General features: G+C 45.6%; 14 protein-coding genes. 6 read left to right on the top strand and 8 right to left on the bottom strand.

The genetic code is table 11. The features are described from left to right. Window positions 1-966, top strand: a complete 966-nt coding sequence (locus L9Q39_RS03365; protein WP_237483714.1) for an ABC transporter permease — start codon at window positions 1-3, stop codon at window positions 964-966. 138 nt (window positions 967-1,104) lie between these two features. On the opposite strand, the gene L9Q39_RS03360 is transcribed toward L9Q39_RS03365, so the two are convergent. The 5 genes from L9Q39_RS03360 to L9Q39_RS03340 all read right to left on the bottom strand — a co-directional run bounded on the left by L9Q39_RS03360 (window position 1,105) and on the right by L9Q39_RS03340 (window position 5,901). Then, window positions 1,105-1,551 (bottom strand): hypothetical protein, encoded by a 447-nt coding sequence (locus tag L9Q39_RS03360; RefSeq protein WP_237483713.1) that lies wholly within the window; start codon window positions 1,549-1,551, stop codon window positions 1,105-1,107. Window positions 1,552-1,747: 196 nt separating this feature from the next. Then, window positions 1,748-2,881, bottom strand: coding sequence for a flagellin (locus L9Q39_RS03355; RefSeq protein ID WP_237483712.1), 1,134 nt, complete (start codon window positions 2,879-2,881; stop codon window positions 1,748-1,750). A gap of 227 nt (window positions 2,882-3,108) precedes the next feature. Next, entirely contained in the window at window positions 3,109-4,242 is a 1,134-nt protein-coding gene (locus tag L9Q39_RS03350) for a flagellin (RefSeq protein ID WP_237483711.1), read from the bottom strand. A 222-nt stretch (window positions 4,243-4,464) separates the two neighbouring features. Beyond that, entirely contained in the window at window positions 4,465-5,370 is a 906-nt protein-coding gene (locus tag L9Q39_RS03345; protein ID WP_237483710.1) for a Dyp-type peroxidase, read from the bottom strand. Between the two features lie 78 nt (window positions 5,371-5,448). Next, on the bottom strand, window positions 5,449-5,901 hold the full coding sequence (locus L9Q39_RS03340; protein WP_237483709.1) for a DUF2919 domain-containing protein: 453 nt from the start codon (window positions 5,899-5,901) through the stop codon (window positions 5,449-5,451). 355 nt (window positions 5,902-6,256) lie between these two features. Here L9Q39_RS03340 and L9Q39_RS03335 point away from each other — a divergent pair, with 355 nt between their 5' ends. Continuing rightward, the gene (locus L9Q39_RS03335; RefSeq protein ID WP_237483708.1) at window positions 6,257-6,613 is read left to right on the top strand and encodes a DUF2956 domain-containing protein; all 357 of its coding nucleotides are present in this window, start codon (window positions 6,257-6,259) and stop codon (window positions 6,611-6,613) included. A gap of 109 nt (window positions 6,614-6,722) precedes the next feature. Here the strand turns inward: L9Q39_RS03335 and L9Q39_RS03330 are convergent, their stop codons facing one another. Further along, window positions 6,723-7,004 carry a winged helix-turn-helix domain-containing protein gene (locus tag L9Q39_RS03330; RefSeq protein WP_237483707.1) on the bottom strand — a complete coding sequence of 94 codons (282 nt, stop codon included), beginning with the start codon at window positions 7,002-7,004 and terminating at the stop codon, window positions 6,723-6,725. A gap of 386 nt (window positions 7,005-7,390) precedes the next feature. Here L9Q39_RS03330 and L9Q39_RS03325 point away from each other — a divergent pair, with 386 nt between their 5' ends. Genes L9Q39_RS03325 through L9Q39_RS03310 form a run of 4 tightly spaced genes read left to right on the top strand, consistent with a single transcriptional unit; the run spans window position 7,391 to window position 9,802 of the window. Beyond that, window positions 7,391-7,747 carry an ArsC family reductase gene (locus L9Q39_RS03325; RefSeq protein ID WP_237483706.1) on the top strand — a complete coding sequence of 119 codons (357 nt, stop codon included), beginning with the start codon at window positions 7,391-7,393 and terminating at the stop codon, window positions 7,745-7,747. 32 nt (window positions 7,748-7,779) lie between these two features. Continuing rightward, complete coding sequence (dapE, locus tag L9Q39_RS03320; RefSeq protein ID WP_237483705.1) at window positions 7,780-8,916, top strand: succinyl-diaminopimelate desuccinylase; 1,137 nt, start codon at window positions 7,780-7,782, stop codon at window positions 8,914-8,916. A 1-nt stretch (window position 8,917) separates the two neighbouring features. Next, window positions 8,918-9,592 (top strand): M15 family metallopeptidase, encoded by a 675-nt coding sequence (locus L9Q39_RS03315; RefSeq protein ID WP_237483704.1) that lies wholly within the window; start codon window positions 8,918-8,920, stop codon window positions 9,590-9,592. A 9-nt stretch (window positions 9,593-9,601) separates the two neighbouring features. Continuing rightward, a complete protein-coding gene (locus tag L9Q39_RS03310; protein WP_237483703.1) occupies window positions 9,602-9,802 on the top strand; it encodes a DUF2897 family protein in 201 nt (66 codons plus the stop codon). A 158-nt stretch (window positions 9,803-9,960) separates the two neighbouring features. Here L9Q39_RS03310 and bamC read toward each other — a convergent pair whose 3' ends face one another. Continuing rightward, complete coding sequence (gene bamC, locus L9Q39_RS03305; RefSeq protein WP_237483702.1) at window positions 9,961-10,977, bottom strand: outer membrane protein assembly factor BamC; 1,017 nt, start codon at window positions 10,975-10,977, stop codon at window positions 9,961-9,963. A gap of 86 nt (window positions 10,978-11,063) precedes the next feature. Further along, a complete protein-coding gene (dapA, locus tag L9Q39_RS03300) occupies window positions 11,064-11,942 on the bottom strand; it encodes a 4-hydroxy-tetrahydrodipicolinate synthase (RefSeq protein WP_237483701.1) in 879 nt (292 codons plus the stop codon). Window positions 11,943-12,243: the final 301 nt, after the last annotated feature.

The raw sequence follows: 12,243 nt of genomic DNA, 5'->3' as shown, positions 1-12,243 counted from the left end.
ATGTTTGAAACGATTATTCTAATGCTTGATGCTACCATTCGTGTAGCGACGCCGCTAATTCTAGCTGCACTCGCCGGTATGTTCTGTGAACGTTCAGGTATCGTTAACATTGCCCTTGAAGGTAAATTGCTGGCGGCTGCATTTGCCGGTGCGGCGACCGCTCATGTGACGGGCTCTGCTTGGATGGGACTTGGTGCCGGTATTGGTATTTCTGTCCTACTTGCACTGCTGCACGGCTTTGCTTCTATCACCCATAAGGGCGACCAAGTCGTCAGTGGTATGGCAATCAACATTTTGGCGGCGGGCTTAACCATCACCCTTGGTCGCTACTGGTTTAGCCAAGGTGGTCAAACACCATCACTAAGAGGTGATGCGCGCTTCCCTCCTATCACGCTTCCGGGTGCTGATGCGGTTGCGGATGTGCCTGTTCTGGGTCTGCTTTATTCAGAACTCATTAGTGGTCACTCTCTACTTGAATATCTGGTTGTGCTGATTGTTCCTGCGGCTTGGTACTTAATGTTCAAGACGCGTTTTGGTCTTCGTCTGCGTGCGGTTGGTGAGTCACCATCAGCTGTCGATACGGCGGGCATCTCAGTGGTGCGTATGCGTTATGCTGCGGTTGCCATCTGTGGCGTTTTGGTCGGTATTGGTGGTGTCTACCTTTCTGTTGCTCAAACGGCGCAATTCATTCCTAACATGAGTGCGGGTAAAGGCTATATGGCGCTTGCTGCGCTTATCTTTGGTAAGTGGCGTCCGTTTACGGCTATGGGAGCCTGTCTGCTGTTTGGTTTCTTAGACGCACTCGCGATTCGTATGCAAGGTGTGAAGATTGGTGACTTCCCAATCCCAGTACAGGCGATTGAAGCGATACCTTATGTGTTAACCGTGTTCCTATTGGCTGGCTTTATTGGTAAAGCAGTCGCCCCGAAAGCGATCGGCGTGCCTTACAGCAAAGAACGTGAGTAATACCGCTTTATAGCCATAAAAACCATAGCAATAAAAATCACAGCGATAAAAAAAGCGCTCAATGCAAATTGAGCGCTTTTTTATTATCTCTTGTCGCGAGTGTCACTACTTAAATCACTCAGGGGCGATTCCATCAGGTTATGTGACATCGACTCTATTAATACCGCAATCTTCTAGAACCAAAAGTTCAGATTGATCCTTGCCCACTGCTTGAATTTGAAATGCCATACCTGACTTAAGTGCATCTTGAATCCAAGGGATATCCGCACAGAATAAGTGATGCTTATAATGATTTTTAATACGCGTAAAATCAAAGCCTGCGGTCCATTCGTATCTTGCCTTGAGCTTTATTCGAAAAATCACCGTGTCAGAGACAACCTTACAAGTCAAATTGGTCGATTGCGTTGTGTAATCTAACTCAGCGCACTCTTGTACTGCGGCTTGTTTTGACTTATCTAAATACGCTTTGTCACTGGGTATGGCGACATAACTTTTCGCCATCTCTTCACTAGAACTATTGGCTACATTCTGCGCACAACCTGCCAACAATCCAAGCAATACGATCGTTAATCCCTTAATTTTCATTATTTTCTCCTGACTAATCTTACACTTAAGCCATTTTTATCTAAATCAACCCGTTTATATGCAATTTATACAATATGAGAAAATATTACAAATTTCATTTAGACATCTGCAAGATGCAAGCCTTTGACTGCCAATGAGATTATAAAAAAACCAGAGCCGAAGCTCTGGTTTCTCTGTCTAATCAACGCTAAAACGATTAGCCAAGTAGGCTTAGTGCCGAGTTTGGTGCCTGTTTCGCTTGCGCCAAGATTGAGCTTGATGCTTGAGATAGGATCTGGCTCTTCGTCATTGACGTTGTTTCTTTCGCAAAGTCGGTATCTTTGATACGGCTCTTCGATGCGTTCACGTTTTCGTTGATGTTATCTAGGTTGTTGATCGCATGGTCGAAACGGTTTTGGAATGCACCCAGCTCCGCACGGTGGCTATCCACATATTTTAGTGCCGCATCAAGAATTGCTACCGACTCTTGTGCACCACCCACAGACGTCACGTCGATGGTATCCACGGTCACCGCTTTGCCTTCACCCATGTCTAGCTCACCAGCAAGACCGCCTGAAAAGCTCACTGCGCCGTCAACTTTGTTGTTGCCTGCGAACACTTGTAGCTGACCATCTTCGTTCACTGACGCTTTGACTAGGTCTGTTTGACCGTTGATGTACGTCGCCAATTCTTCGATATCGTCGCCCGCTTTCGCGTTGATTGTAATTTCTTGCTCTGCACCGAAAGAATCTGTCAATGAGATAGTTAGGTCGTTAGCACCGCTAGCCACTTCCCAATCTTTACCTTTGCCATTGACCGCTTGATAGCTTGCGCCACCCATCATTTCGTTGTCTGAACGCATATCACGCAGGCTTAGCATCACCGCTTCACCATTGTCAGAGCCGATTTGGAAAGATTTGGTGCCGTGAGTACCGTTCAGTAGACGGTTACCACCAAAAGACGTGGTTTCTGCAATACGGTTGAGTTCGTCGTTCAGTGCAGTCACTTCTTCTTGAATCGCAACACGCTCTGATTTTGAGTTTGAACCATTTGATGATTGCAAAGACAGATCACGCATACGTTGTAGAATGTTGGTGGTCTCGTTCATTGCACCTTCTGCGGTTTGTGCAATCGAGATACCGTCATTCGCGTTACGCACCGCGACGTCAAGACCACGGCTTTGTACGTTCAAACGGTTTGAGATTTGTAGGCCCGCTGCGTCATCTTTTGCGCTGTTGATTTTGAAGCCAGAAGATAGACGTTCCATCGACGCGTTTTGCGCTTGGTTTGCGTTGTTTAGGTAACGTTGAGCGGTCATTGCCGATACGTTAGTGTTTACATTTACAGCCATTGTATTTCTCCAATTGATTTTCCGGTGTAGCGGTTTCCGACGTCTCGGAAAACCAAGTAGTTCTCTCAAAGTTACTTTCTTTATCGCCCTTGAAACCAAACACTTGAGTATTTTTTGAAGAAAATTTAAGAAAATAGCTAATTGAAAGGAAATTTGTGATGAAAGGGATAAAACTCTATTTTTTCGAAAAATAGTGCTCAAGTTCGCACTCAAGCTGCCGAAAACGGCTAGTTTTGTAATAGGGTGACAGCGAGGTTAGGGGTTTGCTTTGCTTGCGCCAAAATCGTGGTACTCACCTGTTGCAGGATCTGCTGTTTGACCATTTGAGCCGTTTCCTTAGCGTAATCGGTGTCCTCAATACGACTCTTTGAGGTGGAAAGATTCTCTTCCATATTCGCCAAGTTGTTAATGGTATGACCGAGTCGGTTCTGCATGGCGCCGAGTTGAGAGCGATGACCATCCACATACTTCAATGCTTTATCAATGACCGATACCGATAGTTGTGCCTCTCCAACACTGCCGATATTCATATCATCAACCGTTTTCACTCCCATCTCACCAATTTTAAATTGGTCAGCAATCGATCCCGCAAAGAGCACTTGGCTATTGGCAATCGATTCATCAGCAAAAAACTGCAACTGACCATCTTCATTCACTGAAGCCGATATCGCATCGGTTTGACCATTAATGTACGTCGCCACTTGCTCTATATCGTCACCCGCTTTTATTTCTATTGTTTGAGTCACCTCGTTGCTTTGGTGATCAAGGTAGCGAATACTGAGTGAATCATCTTCACTCGCGGTCCAATCTTTGTTGGCTGCAAAGGCGCTTTGATAGGCAAGTCCGCCCATTCCAATTTGATCGGAACGCATATTCAGCAATTGAATACTCATCGCTTCACCAGAACCGGCACCAATCTGAAATGCCGTACTGCCAAACTGTCCATTTAACAGCTTACGTCCACCAAAAGAGGTAGTCTCTGCAATGCGGTTCAATTCATCGTTGAGGGCGTTAAATTCCTCATTCAGGGCGCGTCGATCTTCGGAACTATTAGAACCATTCGCCGATTGCAATGATAGATCCCGCATGCGTTGCAAAATGTTGGTGCTCTCTTTCATTGCACCTTCTGCCGTCTGCATAATCGAGATCCCGTCATTGGCATTACGTTGAGCGACGCCCAAGCCTCGAATTTGCGAGTTCAAACGGTTGGAGATCTGCAGACCCGCAGCATCGTCTTTGGCACTGTTAATTTTTTTTCCCGACGCCAAACGCTCAAGCGACTGATTCAGTGCTTGAGTAGCGGTATTGAGGTGTGACTGCGCCATCATGGCACTCACATTGGTATTAACAGTAATCGACATTACGACCATTGGAGTCAGGGATTCGATCTGCTATCGGCAATAATGAAGAGAACTTTAGGTAAAAATCACGAGTGAGAAGCAGAAAAGCGACGGGTAAGATAACTGGATACTAGGAAATAGGTGCTAGGTGCTAGGTGCTAGGTGCTAGGTGCTAGGTAGTGGAAAGTAACACCGTGAACAGCAACAAGGCTCCGCTTGGAGCCTTGTATCGCTATCAAACTTTTAGTTAGATACCGTTAGAGAGCTTAGTGCAGATTCAGATGGCGCGAAGAAGTAAGCACCTGTCGTTGCCTTGGTAAAGCGCAACAGTTGGTCGGTCTTGCCATCAGTCACACCGTACATGCTCTCAAGCATGGCATCAAAGTTATGAACCGTGTGGCAATAAGCAATAAACAACAAGCCGTGAGCACCACTTGCGGTACCAAAAGGTAGGCTGTGACGAACAATCTTAAGCCCTTTACCTTCTTCTTTAATGTCAACACGACCAACGTGAGACGCCGCTGGGACATTGTCCAATTCGATTGAGTCTGGCTTAGTTCGACCAATCACCTTCTCTTGTGCTGAAACATTAAGACGGCTCCATGCTGGTAGGTTGTGTTCAAAGCGCTGAACCATCACGTAACTGCCGCCCGCATAGTCACCTTCTTCTAGGATAGCGACTTCACGACGCTGCTCGCCTTCTGGGTTTTCAGTACCATCGACAAAATCTGTAAAGTCGCGAGAATCCATAAAACGGAAACCGTGAGTTTCATCGACCACAACAACATCTTCACTGCAAACCTGCAGCAACTTGCGCATCACGTAAAAGTGCAAGTCATGGCGGCGAGAATGGCAATGAACCAAAACGTCAACGTCACTGCTTGGTGCAAACGTCTCGCCTTCACCCAATTCTGGAAAAGGTTTAAGTTCCGCAGGCATAGCTTGCTCGAACTGACTCCAAAACTGGTGAGAGAAAGCCACTGAAAGTGTCAACTCTGCTCCGGGTTGAGTGTCATTTAACTCAGCAACCAAAGCTGGTAGTTTCTGTAATTCACTCAAGACATTCGCTGCATTTTGCTTAACTTTAAGTTGTGCATACAATGCAAACGGTTCTGCTTCTGGAAGAATGGCGCTTTGTGGTAAAGACATACAATTTCCTTTGTTTTTACACTTAATTATAAATTCATTTTTTGACTAACCATTGCGAATAGATTGCGAGTGGTTGTCTTAATCATTGCTCTGCAAGCAATCTATCACATAACGGCTATTGACCAAATAAATTGCAAACCAGATTAAACTCACTAGGGTGACGGCATTGGTCCAACTAAATGCCCAATGCTGCAGGTTGATCAAGTAACAAGTATGGGTCAATTGAAGCATTGTCATCACCAAGGTTAACGGTCTTAAGTAACGAATACAGACATTGATTTTCTTTGAATCCACTGTCCGTAAACCGACCAACCACATCCCAATTGCAATCGGTGTGCCCATTGCTAAGCCAAGATAGAGCATGGTGTGATCTGGGTAGACGTGTTGAAGTATCGTACTGCCGTCTTGCCGACTCGCTCCAGCGACAATAAATACGACCCATGCGCGGATCAAAAACATCCAACCGATCCACAGCCACACTGGGGGTTTTAAAAAGCCATGTTTATCATATTGCTCGATGGCATAGCGCATAGTTCGTTTTAACTCTTACCCAAGCATTTTTCATTATTGCTTAGGAATAAACGGATTCATTCGTATCCAAAGAGACAAGTCGTGTCAAAACCATACCGTCAATCTGGACTTTAAGGGCGATAATATACCTAGATTTGTCGCAAACCTCACCTAGATGTTTGCTTGAATGGCACGCAAGTGTTCAAATTTACGCCGACCGCTGACGGTAAACTGCCCATATCCCCATTATTGCTGCCTGTTACTCACCTCTTTTCCATGATACAACGCGCTTCTAGAAGTTCTGCCCCCTGCATCTTAAGGTGACTTAGGGTTATACTGGTGCCAGAAATGATTGAGCGATATTGATGGAGCGATAATGAAGCATTCTCAACCACAACCTTCCAAAGAGACTCAACAAGAGGCACTAAAAATTGCCCGATCAACGCAAAAACCGGGGCAAACGAAAGAGCAAACCAAGCTTATCGCCCAAGGAATAGAAAAAGGTATTGCGGTATACAAAAAGCAACTGAAAGAGAAAAAACGTCAAGCTGATAAAGCGCAAAAGAAAGTAAAGAAAGAGAAACTGGTTGATCAAGAAGGCGGTCATTCACAAGCTATCGTTGAAAATACAATATCTGGAGCAACAACCGAAAAATCTCGCACTGCATTGCTGCCGTGGGGATTGTTGATCGTAAGTTGGGTTGGTTTTGTTGCTTATGCTTTTTTAGGTTAGGTTTAGGAGCTAGGAGCTAGGAGCTAGGAGCTAGGATAGTATTTTGAAATTTAGTAATAAAAAGCCAGAAAGTATCTGGCTTAATCTGGTGTGACTTTTTAAATACACGCTATACGCCTAGCGTTAGTTCGATGTCATCTTGGCGATCAAATACCCATTGACTGTCGAACGGTCCCCAGTCTGATAACTGGTAGTATCCATCATTATGTCTGCGTCCGTCTTGCACAAACATCAACTCAATCCCGATCCCAGGCAGAGCCTTAATGACATCCTGGATAGTTCGACGTGGCCATCCCGTCTTCTCGATTAATTTTGGTACATTCGGTCTTTCCATACTTTCAACAAGCAAAGCAAGGTAGAGACGACGAGCAAAAACAGCACTCAGTTCCATTGACACCTCCTAGTGATAACAACAACGTGCGTCGATACATCCGTATCTTGGTTTCCAAAACCGCACCTGCTAGTCAATATAGGCAATTTAGCTCATCGGTTGTTGCGCTTGATCAATTTCTTCCCGATCCAAACCCTTTGCTACAAATGAAAAACCTCACAAAAGATAACATTTACGCTTTTTCAAGAAGTTGGTGAAAGTTTGATAACATTTACTGCTAAGCATCGTTACATGCTTGAATCCGGTATAAGCTTTGCTTTTTGCTGGATTAGTTTCTTTGCGAGATTAGTTTCGTTACCAGTTTAGATGCATTACAGGCTTTGTTTCACAACAAGGTTCTTGATAGGATGCGTTATCCACCCAATAGTTAGTAAAGGAAACAGCGCATGGCAGTGACTATGTTTGGGATCCCAAATTGCGATACCATCAAAAAAGCGAAAAAATGGCTCGAAGCCAATAACATTGAGTTCTCATTCCACGATTACCGTAAACAAGGTATTGATGCTGAGATGGTCAGCCATTTCTGTAAACAGTTGGGATGGGAAAATGTGCTGAACAAGCGTGGTACGACTTTTAGACAACTGACCCCAGAACAGAAAGAGACGCTCTCTTTAGAAACGGCACTGCCTTTATTGGTGGACAACTCTGCCATGATTAAGCGCCCTATTTTAGATATTGATGGTTCGCTGCATCTTGGTTTTAAAGCCGACCAATATCAGCAAATTTTTTCTAACCCATCGTAATTTTGACCAAAGATAAACAAGGATCCTCAAGGATGACAGACAGCCCAGTTTTGGCTCTAGCTAAAGACCTTATTAGCCGTCAATCGGTAACCCCAGAAGATGCAGATTGCCAAAAGGTAATGATAGAGCGTTTGGAAAAGCTCGGATTTGAAATTGAAGTGATGGTATTCGAAGACACCACGAATTTCTGGGCCCGACGTGGTCAGCAAGCACCACTTTTTGCTTTTGCTGGGCATACCGATGTGGTTCCAGCGGGTCCTCTTGACCAGTGGAACACCTCGCCCTTTGAACCGACGATCATCGATGGCTACCTATATGGACGTGGGGCTGCGGATATGAAAGGTTCACTGGCATGTATGCTGGTCGCGGCAGAGCGTTTTGTCGCAGAACACCCCGATCATAAAGGCTCTATCGCATTCTTGATTACTTCTGATGAGGAAGGACCGTTCATCAACGGTACTACTCGCGTCATTGATACCTTGATGGCACGCGACGAGAAGATAGACATGTGCATTGTGGGGGAACCCTCTAGCACCAATCACGTTGGTGATGTGGTTAAAAATGGTCGTCGTGGCTCAATTACTGGTGATCTTCGTGTCAAAGGCATTCAAGGTCATGTCGCCTATCCACACCTCGCCAATAATCCGATTCATAAAGCCATGCCCGCGCTTGCTGAACTGGCTGCGACGGAATGGGATCAAGGTAACGCCTATTTCCCTCCCACTAGTTTCCAAATTCCCAACCTACAGGCGGGAACAGGGGCAAGCAATGTGATCCCGGGAGAATTTGACGTTCAGTTTAACTTTCGCTTTAGCACCGAGTTGACTGATGAAACGATCAAAAGCCGCGTTCATACCGTGCTCGATCAACATCAGCTCGACTATGACCTCAAGTGGACATTGAGCGGTCACCCTTTCTTAACGGATACTGGCGCGCTATTAGATGCTGTGGTAACGGGTGTAGAAGCGGTCAACGGTACTAAACCTGAGCTGTTAACTACTGGTGGCACCTCTGATGGTCGCTTTATCGCTCGTATGGGCGCACAGGTGGTCGAATTGGGACCGGTTAACGCAACCATCCACAAGGTCAACGAGTGTGTTAAAGTGGATGATCTGGAAAAGCTTACCGATATGTTTGAACAAACACTCGTTAATCTTCTAGGACAATAATATGACTCCAGCCCAACTTGTCGGCCAAGATGCTTCGCACCTCTCTGAGGTGTTGATTGGCATTCGCTCATTCGAGGTGCATCGAGAGGTAAAAGCCGATCTTTTGGCTCTCGAACAAAGCGCTCGTCAAGCTGGGTTTGAATTTCATATTGCCAGTGGCTATCGCAGTTTTGAGCGCCAACTGGCGATATGGAACAACAAAATGTCGGGGGTGCGACCGATTCTCGACCTACACAGCCAACCTCTAGCAACCGAACACTTATCTGAGTCAGAGAAAGTGTTCGCAATCCTAAGATGGAGCGCACTACCGGGTGCAAGTCGACATCACTGGGGAACCGACTTCGATTTATACGCTCATAATCTATTGCCAGAAGGCACGGCAATCGCCTTAGAGCCTTGGGAATATCTATCGGGTCATCAAACACCGTTTTACCAGTGGTTACTAGAACACGCTCAGCAGTGGGGTTTCTTTTTTCCTTACGCGCAGGATCTTGGGGGCGTGTCACCTGAGCCTTGGCATCTTAGCCATAAGCTTACCGCTCACCAATGCTTACAGCTCACCGACCCTAAAATACTGCAAAGCACGCTAGAGCAAACTGAAATTTTGGGACGGAAAACCATACTTTCTGAGCTCGATACCCTATACACTCAATTTATAGCGAATATCTGCCAATAGGTGATAAGTATGATTGAATGGTTATTTAGTCCATGGGTGATTATCTGTGTGGTGGTTGCTGTGGTTGTGGGGAACATCGCTGCACTTAAATACACGGCGAATATGAAGTTTGGGCAAGGTCCTAAGCCGGGTTCCCGTGAACATAACTTAGACCGACTTAACGAGCTAGACAAACAGAGCCAAGACCCTAATAAAAAACCGCAAGATTAGACAAAAAGAACGTCTTGCTTACTCTAAAAGGCTCAGCTTACAAACGGCGATGTATTTAAAACATACCTATAAAAACAGGCATGTAAAAAGGGTCTGACAAGTCAGACCCTTTTGAGTTTTATTTGTAAACCACGTTCAGTTTAACTCTGGTAAGACCGTTATAGCTGACCAACCGCCGCCAACACTGGCTCTAAAGAACGTAATAAGTTTTCTTCGACCGGCTTACCTTTATCGTCGGTGACGTTGATCGAAGTTCGGTTGCCGAGATCACCCAGTAGGAAAGTGTAATCCCCTGATTTCAGATCAATCGGCTTCAAACCAACACTATTCCAAAACTCATCGTTCGGTGAGGCGTAGGTCGCGGTAATTGTGCCCTGAGACTGATTACGGGTTAATACCGTAAAGCCCATTTGTGGCAGCAACTTAGGCGCACGTTGCCAAAGTACATCATAGGAAGTCCGTGCAATAATAACCGGTAAACCACTGCGGTCAGTACCCATACTGACTGGGATTGTTTTCACCAACTCACTGGCTCGACGGGCAGCGTCTTCACGCAAGTTAGTATCGTAGCGTGCGGTAATCAAGTTGGTTAGCAAGGTATTGTAACGCTCTTCATTGGTCCTAGTGACCGGCTTAACTTGGTTACCTTCTTTCCAATCGATCAACTCAGTGGTAAAACCATAGCGATTATTGGCTTCTGTGCGAGTAATACGATAACGACTGCCGATTTCTGTATCTTCATCGGCTGATTTCCAGGATACCCAGTCGGTTTCAATCTCAGTATCGGATTGCTTGACCGCTTTGATATTCTGCTTTGTCATCATTTCTTGGATAGTGCTCCAGACTTTATCCATCTCTTGCTCTTGCAGCAACCACAGAGTCACCTGTGACCCTTGGCGCTCAACACGGGCACCCGGAATAAGCTCAAGCACTTGCTGTGGCGGTCGAATATCAACGTCACGCCCCACTTCACCTTGATAATCGCCTTTAGGGATCTGATAGTTAGGATAATACTGTGGCGTCGCACCATCAGGCATGCTCCAGCTTTCCAGAGCTGGGGCTTCAAGATAATTGAAGTCGTCTTTTGCTTCTCTGCGAGTTCTAGGGTCGCTAGAGCAAGCGGCTAATACGATAACAGCGAGCGAAGATACCGCTAGCTGACGAGAAAATTTCATTAAAACTCCCTGAAATAGCTCTGCTGTGTCACTATTTAAACGTCGCGTTTATAAGGAGGCGTTGCTAGCAACGTCTCCTTATAAGCTTAATAAATACAAGCCTCTGTTAAAGCTTGAGCTACCACTGTTTTGCCTTCTTGAGACAGTTCAGTGAGTGGTAAACGCAAGCCACCATCGGCAATCATTCCTAATTTGTGTGCTGCCCACTTAACTGGAATCGGGCTCGATTCTACAAACAGTTTATGGTGCAGTCCCATTAGGCGTTGGTTGATCACTTCTGCTTCTTCAAATTTGCCTTCAAGCGCCAGAGATAGCATCTTTGCCATGTCTGCAGCAGCAATATTGTTGGTTACCGAGATAACCCCTTGACCGCCTCGCTTAACAAAATCCAGTCCAGTCGCATCATCACCACTTAGTAAGATAAAATCTTCGCCACAAAGTTCACGATGAATTGCAACTCTTTCAAGATCACCGGTCGCATCTTTCAGTGCCACAATTGATGGGATCTCAGCCAGACGTGCAACTGTCTCTGGTTTTAGGTCTACCCCGGTACGACCTGGTACGTTGTAGAGAATCTGAGGAATATCGGTCTCTTGAGAGATCGCTTTATAATGCTGGAACATGCCTTCTTGAGTCGGCTTGTTGTAATATGGTGTCACGCTTAAGCAGCCAGCGATGCCGACATTACTTAATAAACGACTAAAGGTAATCGCTTCATGCGTTGCATTTGCGCCCGTGCCGGCAATAATTGGCACGCGTCCTTGGGCAAACTCAACCGTTTTAGCCACGACTTTTACATGTTCTTCAACAGTGAGTGTTGCAGACTCCCCTGTCGTCCCAACCGCGACGATACCATCCGTACCCGCGCTAACATGATGCTCTACCAATTTTCGTAGGCTAACAAAGTCAACTTCGCCGTCTGGAGTGAATGGGGTAATGAGTGCAACAATACTTCCTGAAAACATGGTTATCTCCCTAAAATGATACTTCCTGCATGGTACTGTAATGCCATTGATAAAAACAAGCTATTAAGCTTATATAGATTGCAGAAGTGAATGAATAATTATCATATTTCAGAGATTCACCACGCAATAGAATAAAAGTCACGTCATTGCTCAGCCCTCACTCACTAGGCTCGCCCATCACTATCACCACCCAACATAGCCTTTCATTACGCTTTTGTGTCCCAAGATTGCAAATTTCGCCACTATAGGTATACCATGTATCGATACCGCCCCAGTCTCTGCAAGCAAACTCTGGAGACTG

Source organism: Vibrio hippocampi (assembly GCF_921292975.1).
GTDB lineage: Bacteria > Pseudomonadota > Gammaproteobacteria > Enterobacterales > Vibrionaceae > Vibrio > Vibrio hippocampi.
The sequence above is the reverse complement of the archived record's forward strand: the minus strand, read 5'-3'. Positions and strand labels throughout refer to the sequence as shown.

Bases quoted from the DNA above. Each gene is read 5' to 3' on its own strand.
- L9Q39_RS03365 (WP_237483714.1), top strand. From the start codon at position 1: ATGTTTGAAACGATTATTCTAATGCTTGATGCTACCATTCGTGTAGCG.
- L9Q39_RS03360 (WP_237483713.1), bottom strand. From the start codon at position 1,551: ATGAAAATTAAGGGATTAACGATCGTATTGCTTGGATTGTTGGCAGGT.
- L9Q39_RS03355 (WP_237483712.1), bottom strand. From the start codon at position 2,881: ATGGCTGTAAATGTAAACACTAACGTATCGGCAATGACCGCTCAACGT.
- L9Q39_RS03350 (WP_237483711.1), bottom strand. From the start codon at position 4,242: ATGTCGATTACTGTTAATACCAATGTGAGTGCCATGATGGCGCAGTCA.
- L9Q39_RS03345 (WP_237483710.1), bottom strand. From the start codon at position 5,370: ATGTCTTTACCACAAAGCGCCATTCTTCCAGAAGCAGAACCGTTTGCA.
- L9Q39_RS03340 (WP_237483709.1), bottom strand. From the start codon at position 5,901: ATGCGCTATGCCATCGAGCAATATGATAAACATGGCTTTTTAAAACCC.
- L9Q39_RS03335 (WP_237483708.1), top strand. From the start codon at position 6,257: ATGAAGCATTCTCAACCACAACCTTCCAAAGAGACTCAACAAGAGGCA.
- L9Q39_RS03330 (WP_237483707.1), bottom strand. From the start codon at position 7,004: ATGGAACTGAGTGCTGTTTTTGCTCGTCGTCTCTACCTTGCTTTGCTT.
- L9Q39_RS03325 (WP_237483706.1), top strand. From the start codon at position 7,391: ATGGCAGTGACTATGTTTGGGATCCCAAATTGCGATACCATCAAAAAA.
- dapE (WP_237483705.1), top strand. From the start codon at position 7,780: ATGACAGACAGCCCAGTTTTGGCTCTAGCTAAAGACCTTATTAGCCGT.
- L9Q39_RS03315 (WP_237483704.1), top strand. From the start codon at position 8,918: ATGACTCCAGCCCAACTTGTCGGCCAAGATGCTTCGCACCTCTCTGAG.
- L9Q39_RS03310 (WP_237483703.1), top strand. From the start codon at position 9,602: ATGATTGAATGGTTATTTAGTCCATGGGTGATTATCTGTGTGGTGGTT.
- bamC (WP_237483702.1), bottom strand. From the start codon at position 10,977: ATGAAATTTTCTCGTCAGCTAGCGGTATCTTCGCTCGCTGTTATCGTA.
- dapA (WP_237483701.1), bottom strand. From the start codon at position 11,942: ATGTTTTCAGGAAGTATTGTTGCACTCATTACCCCATTCACTCCAGAC.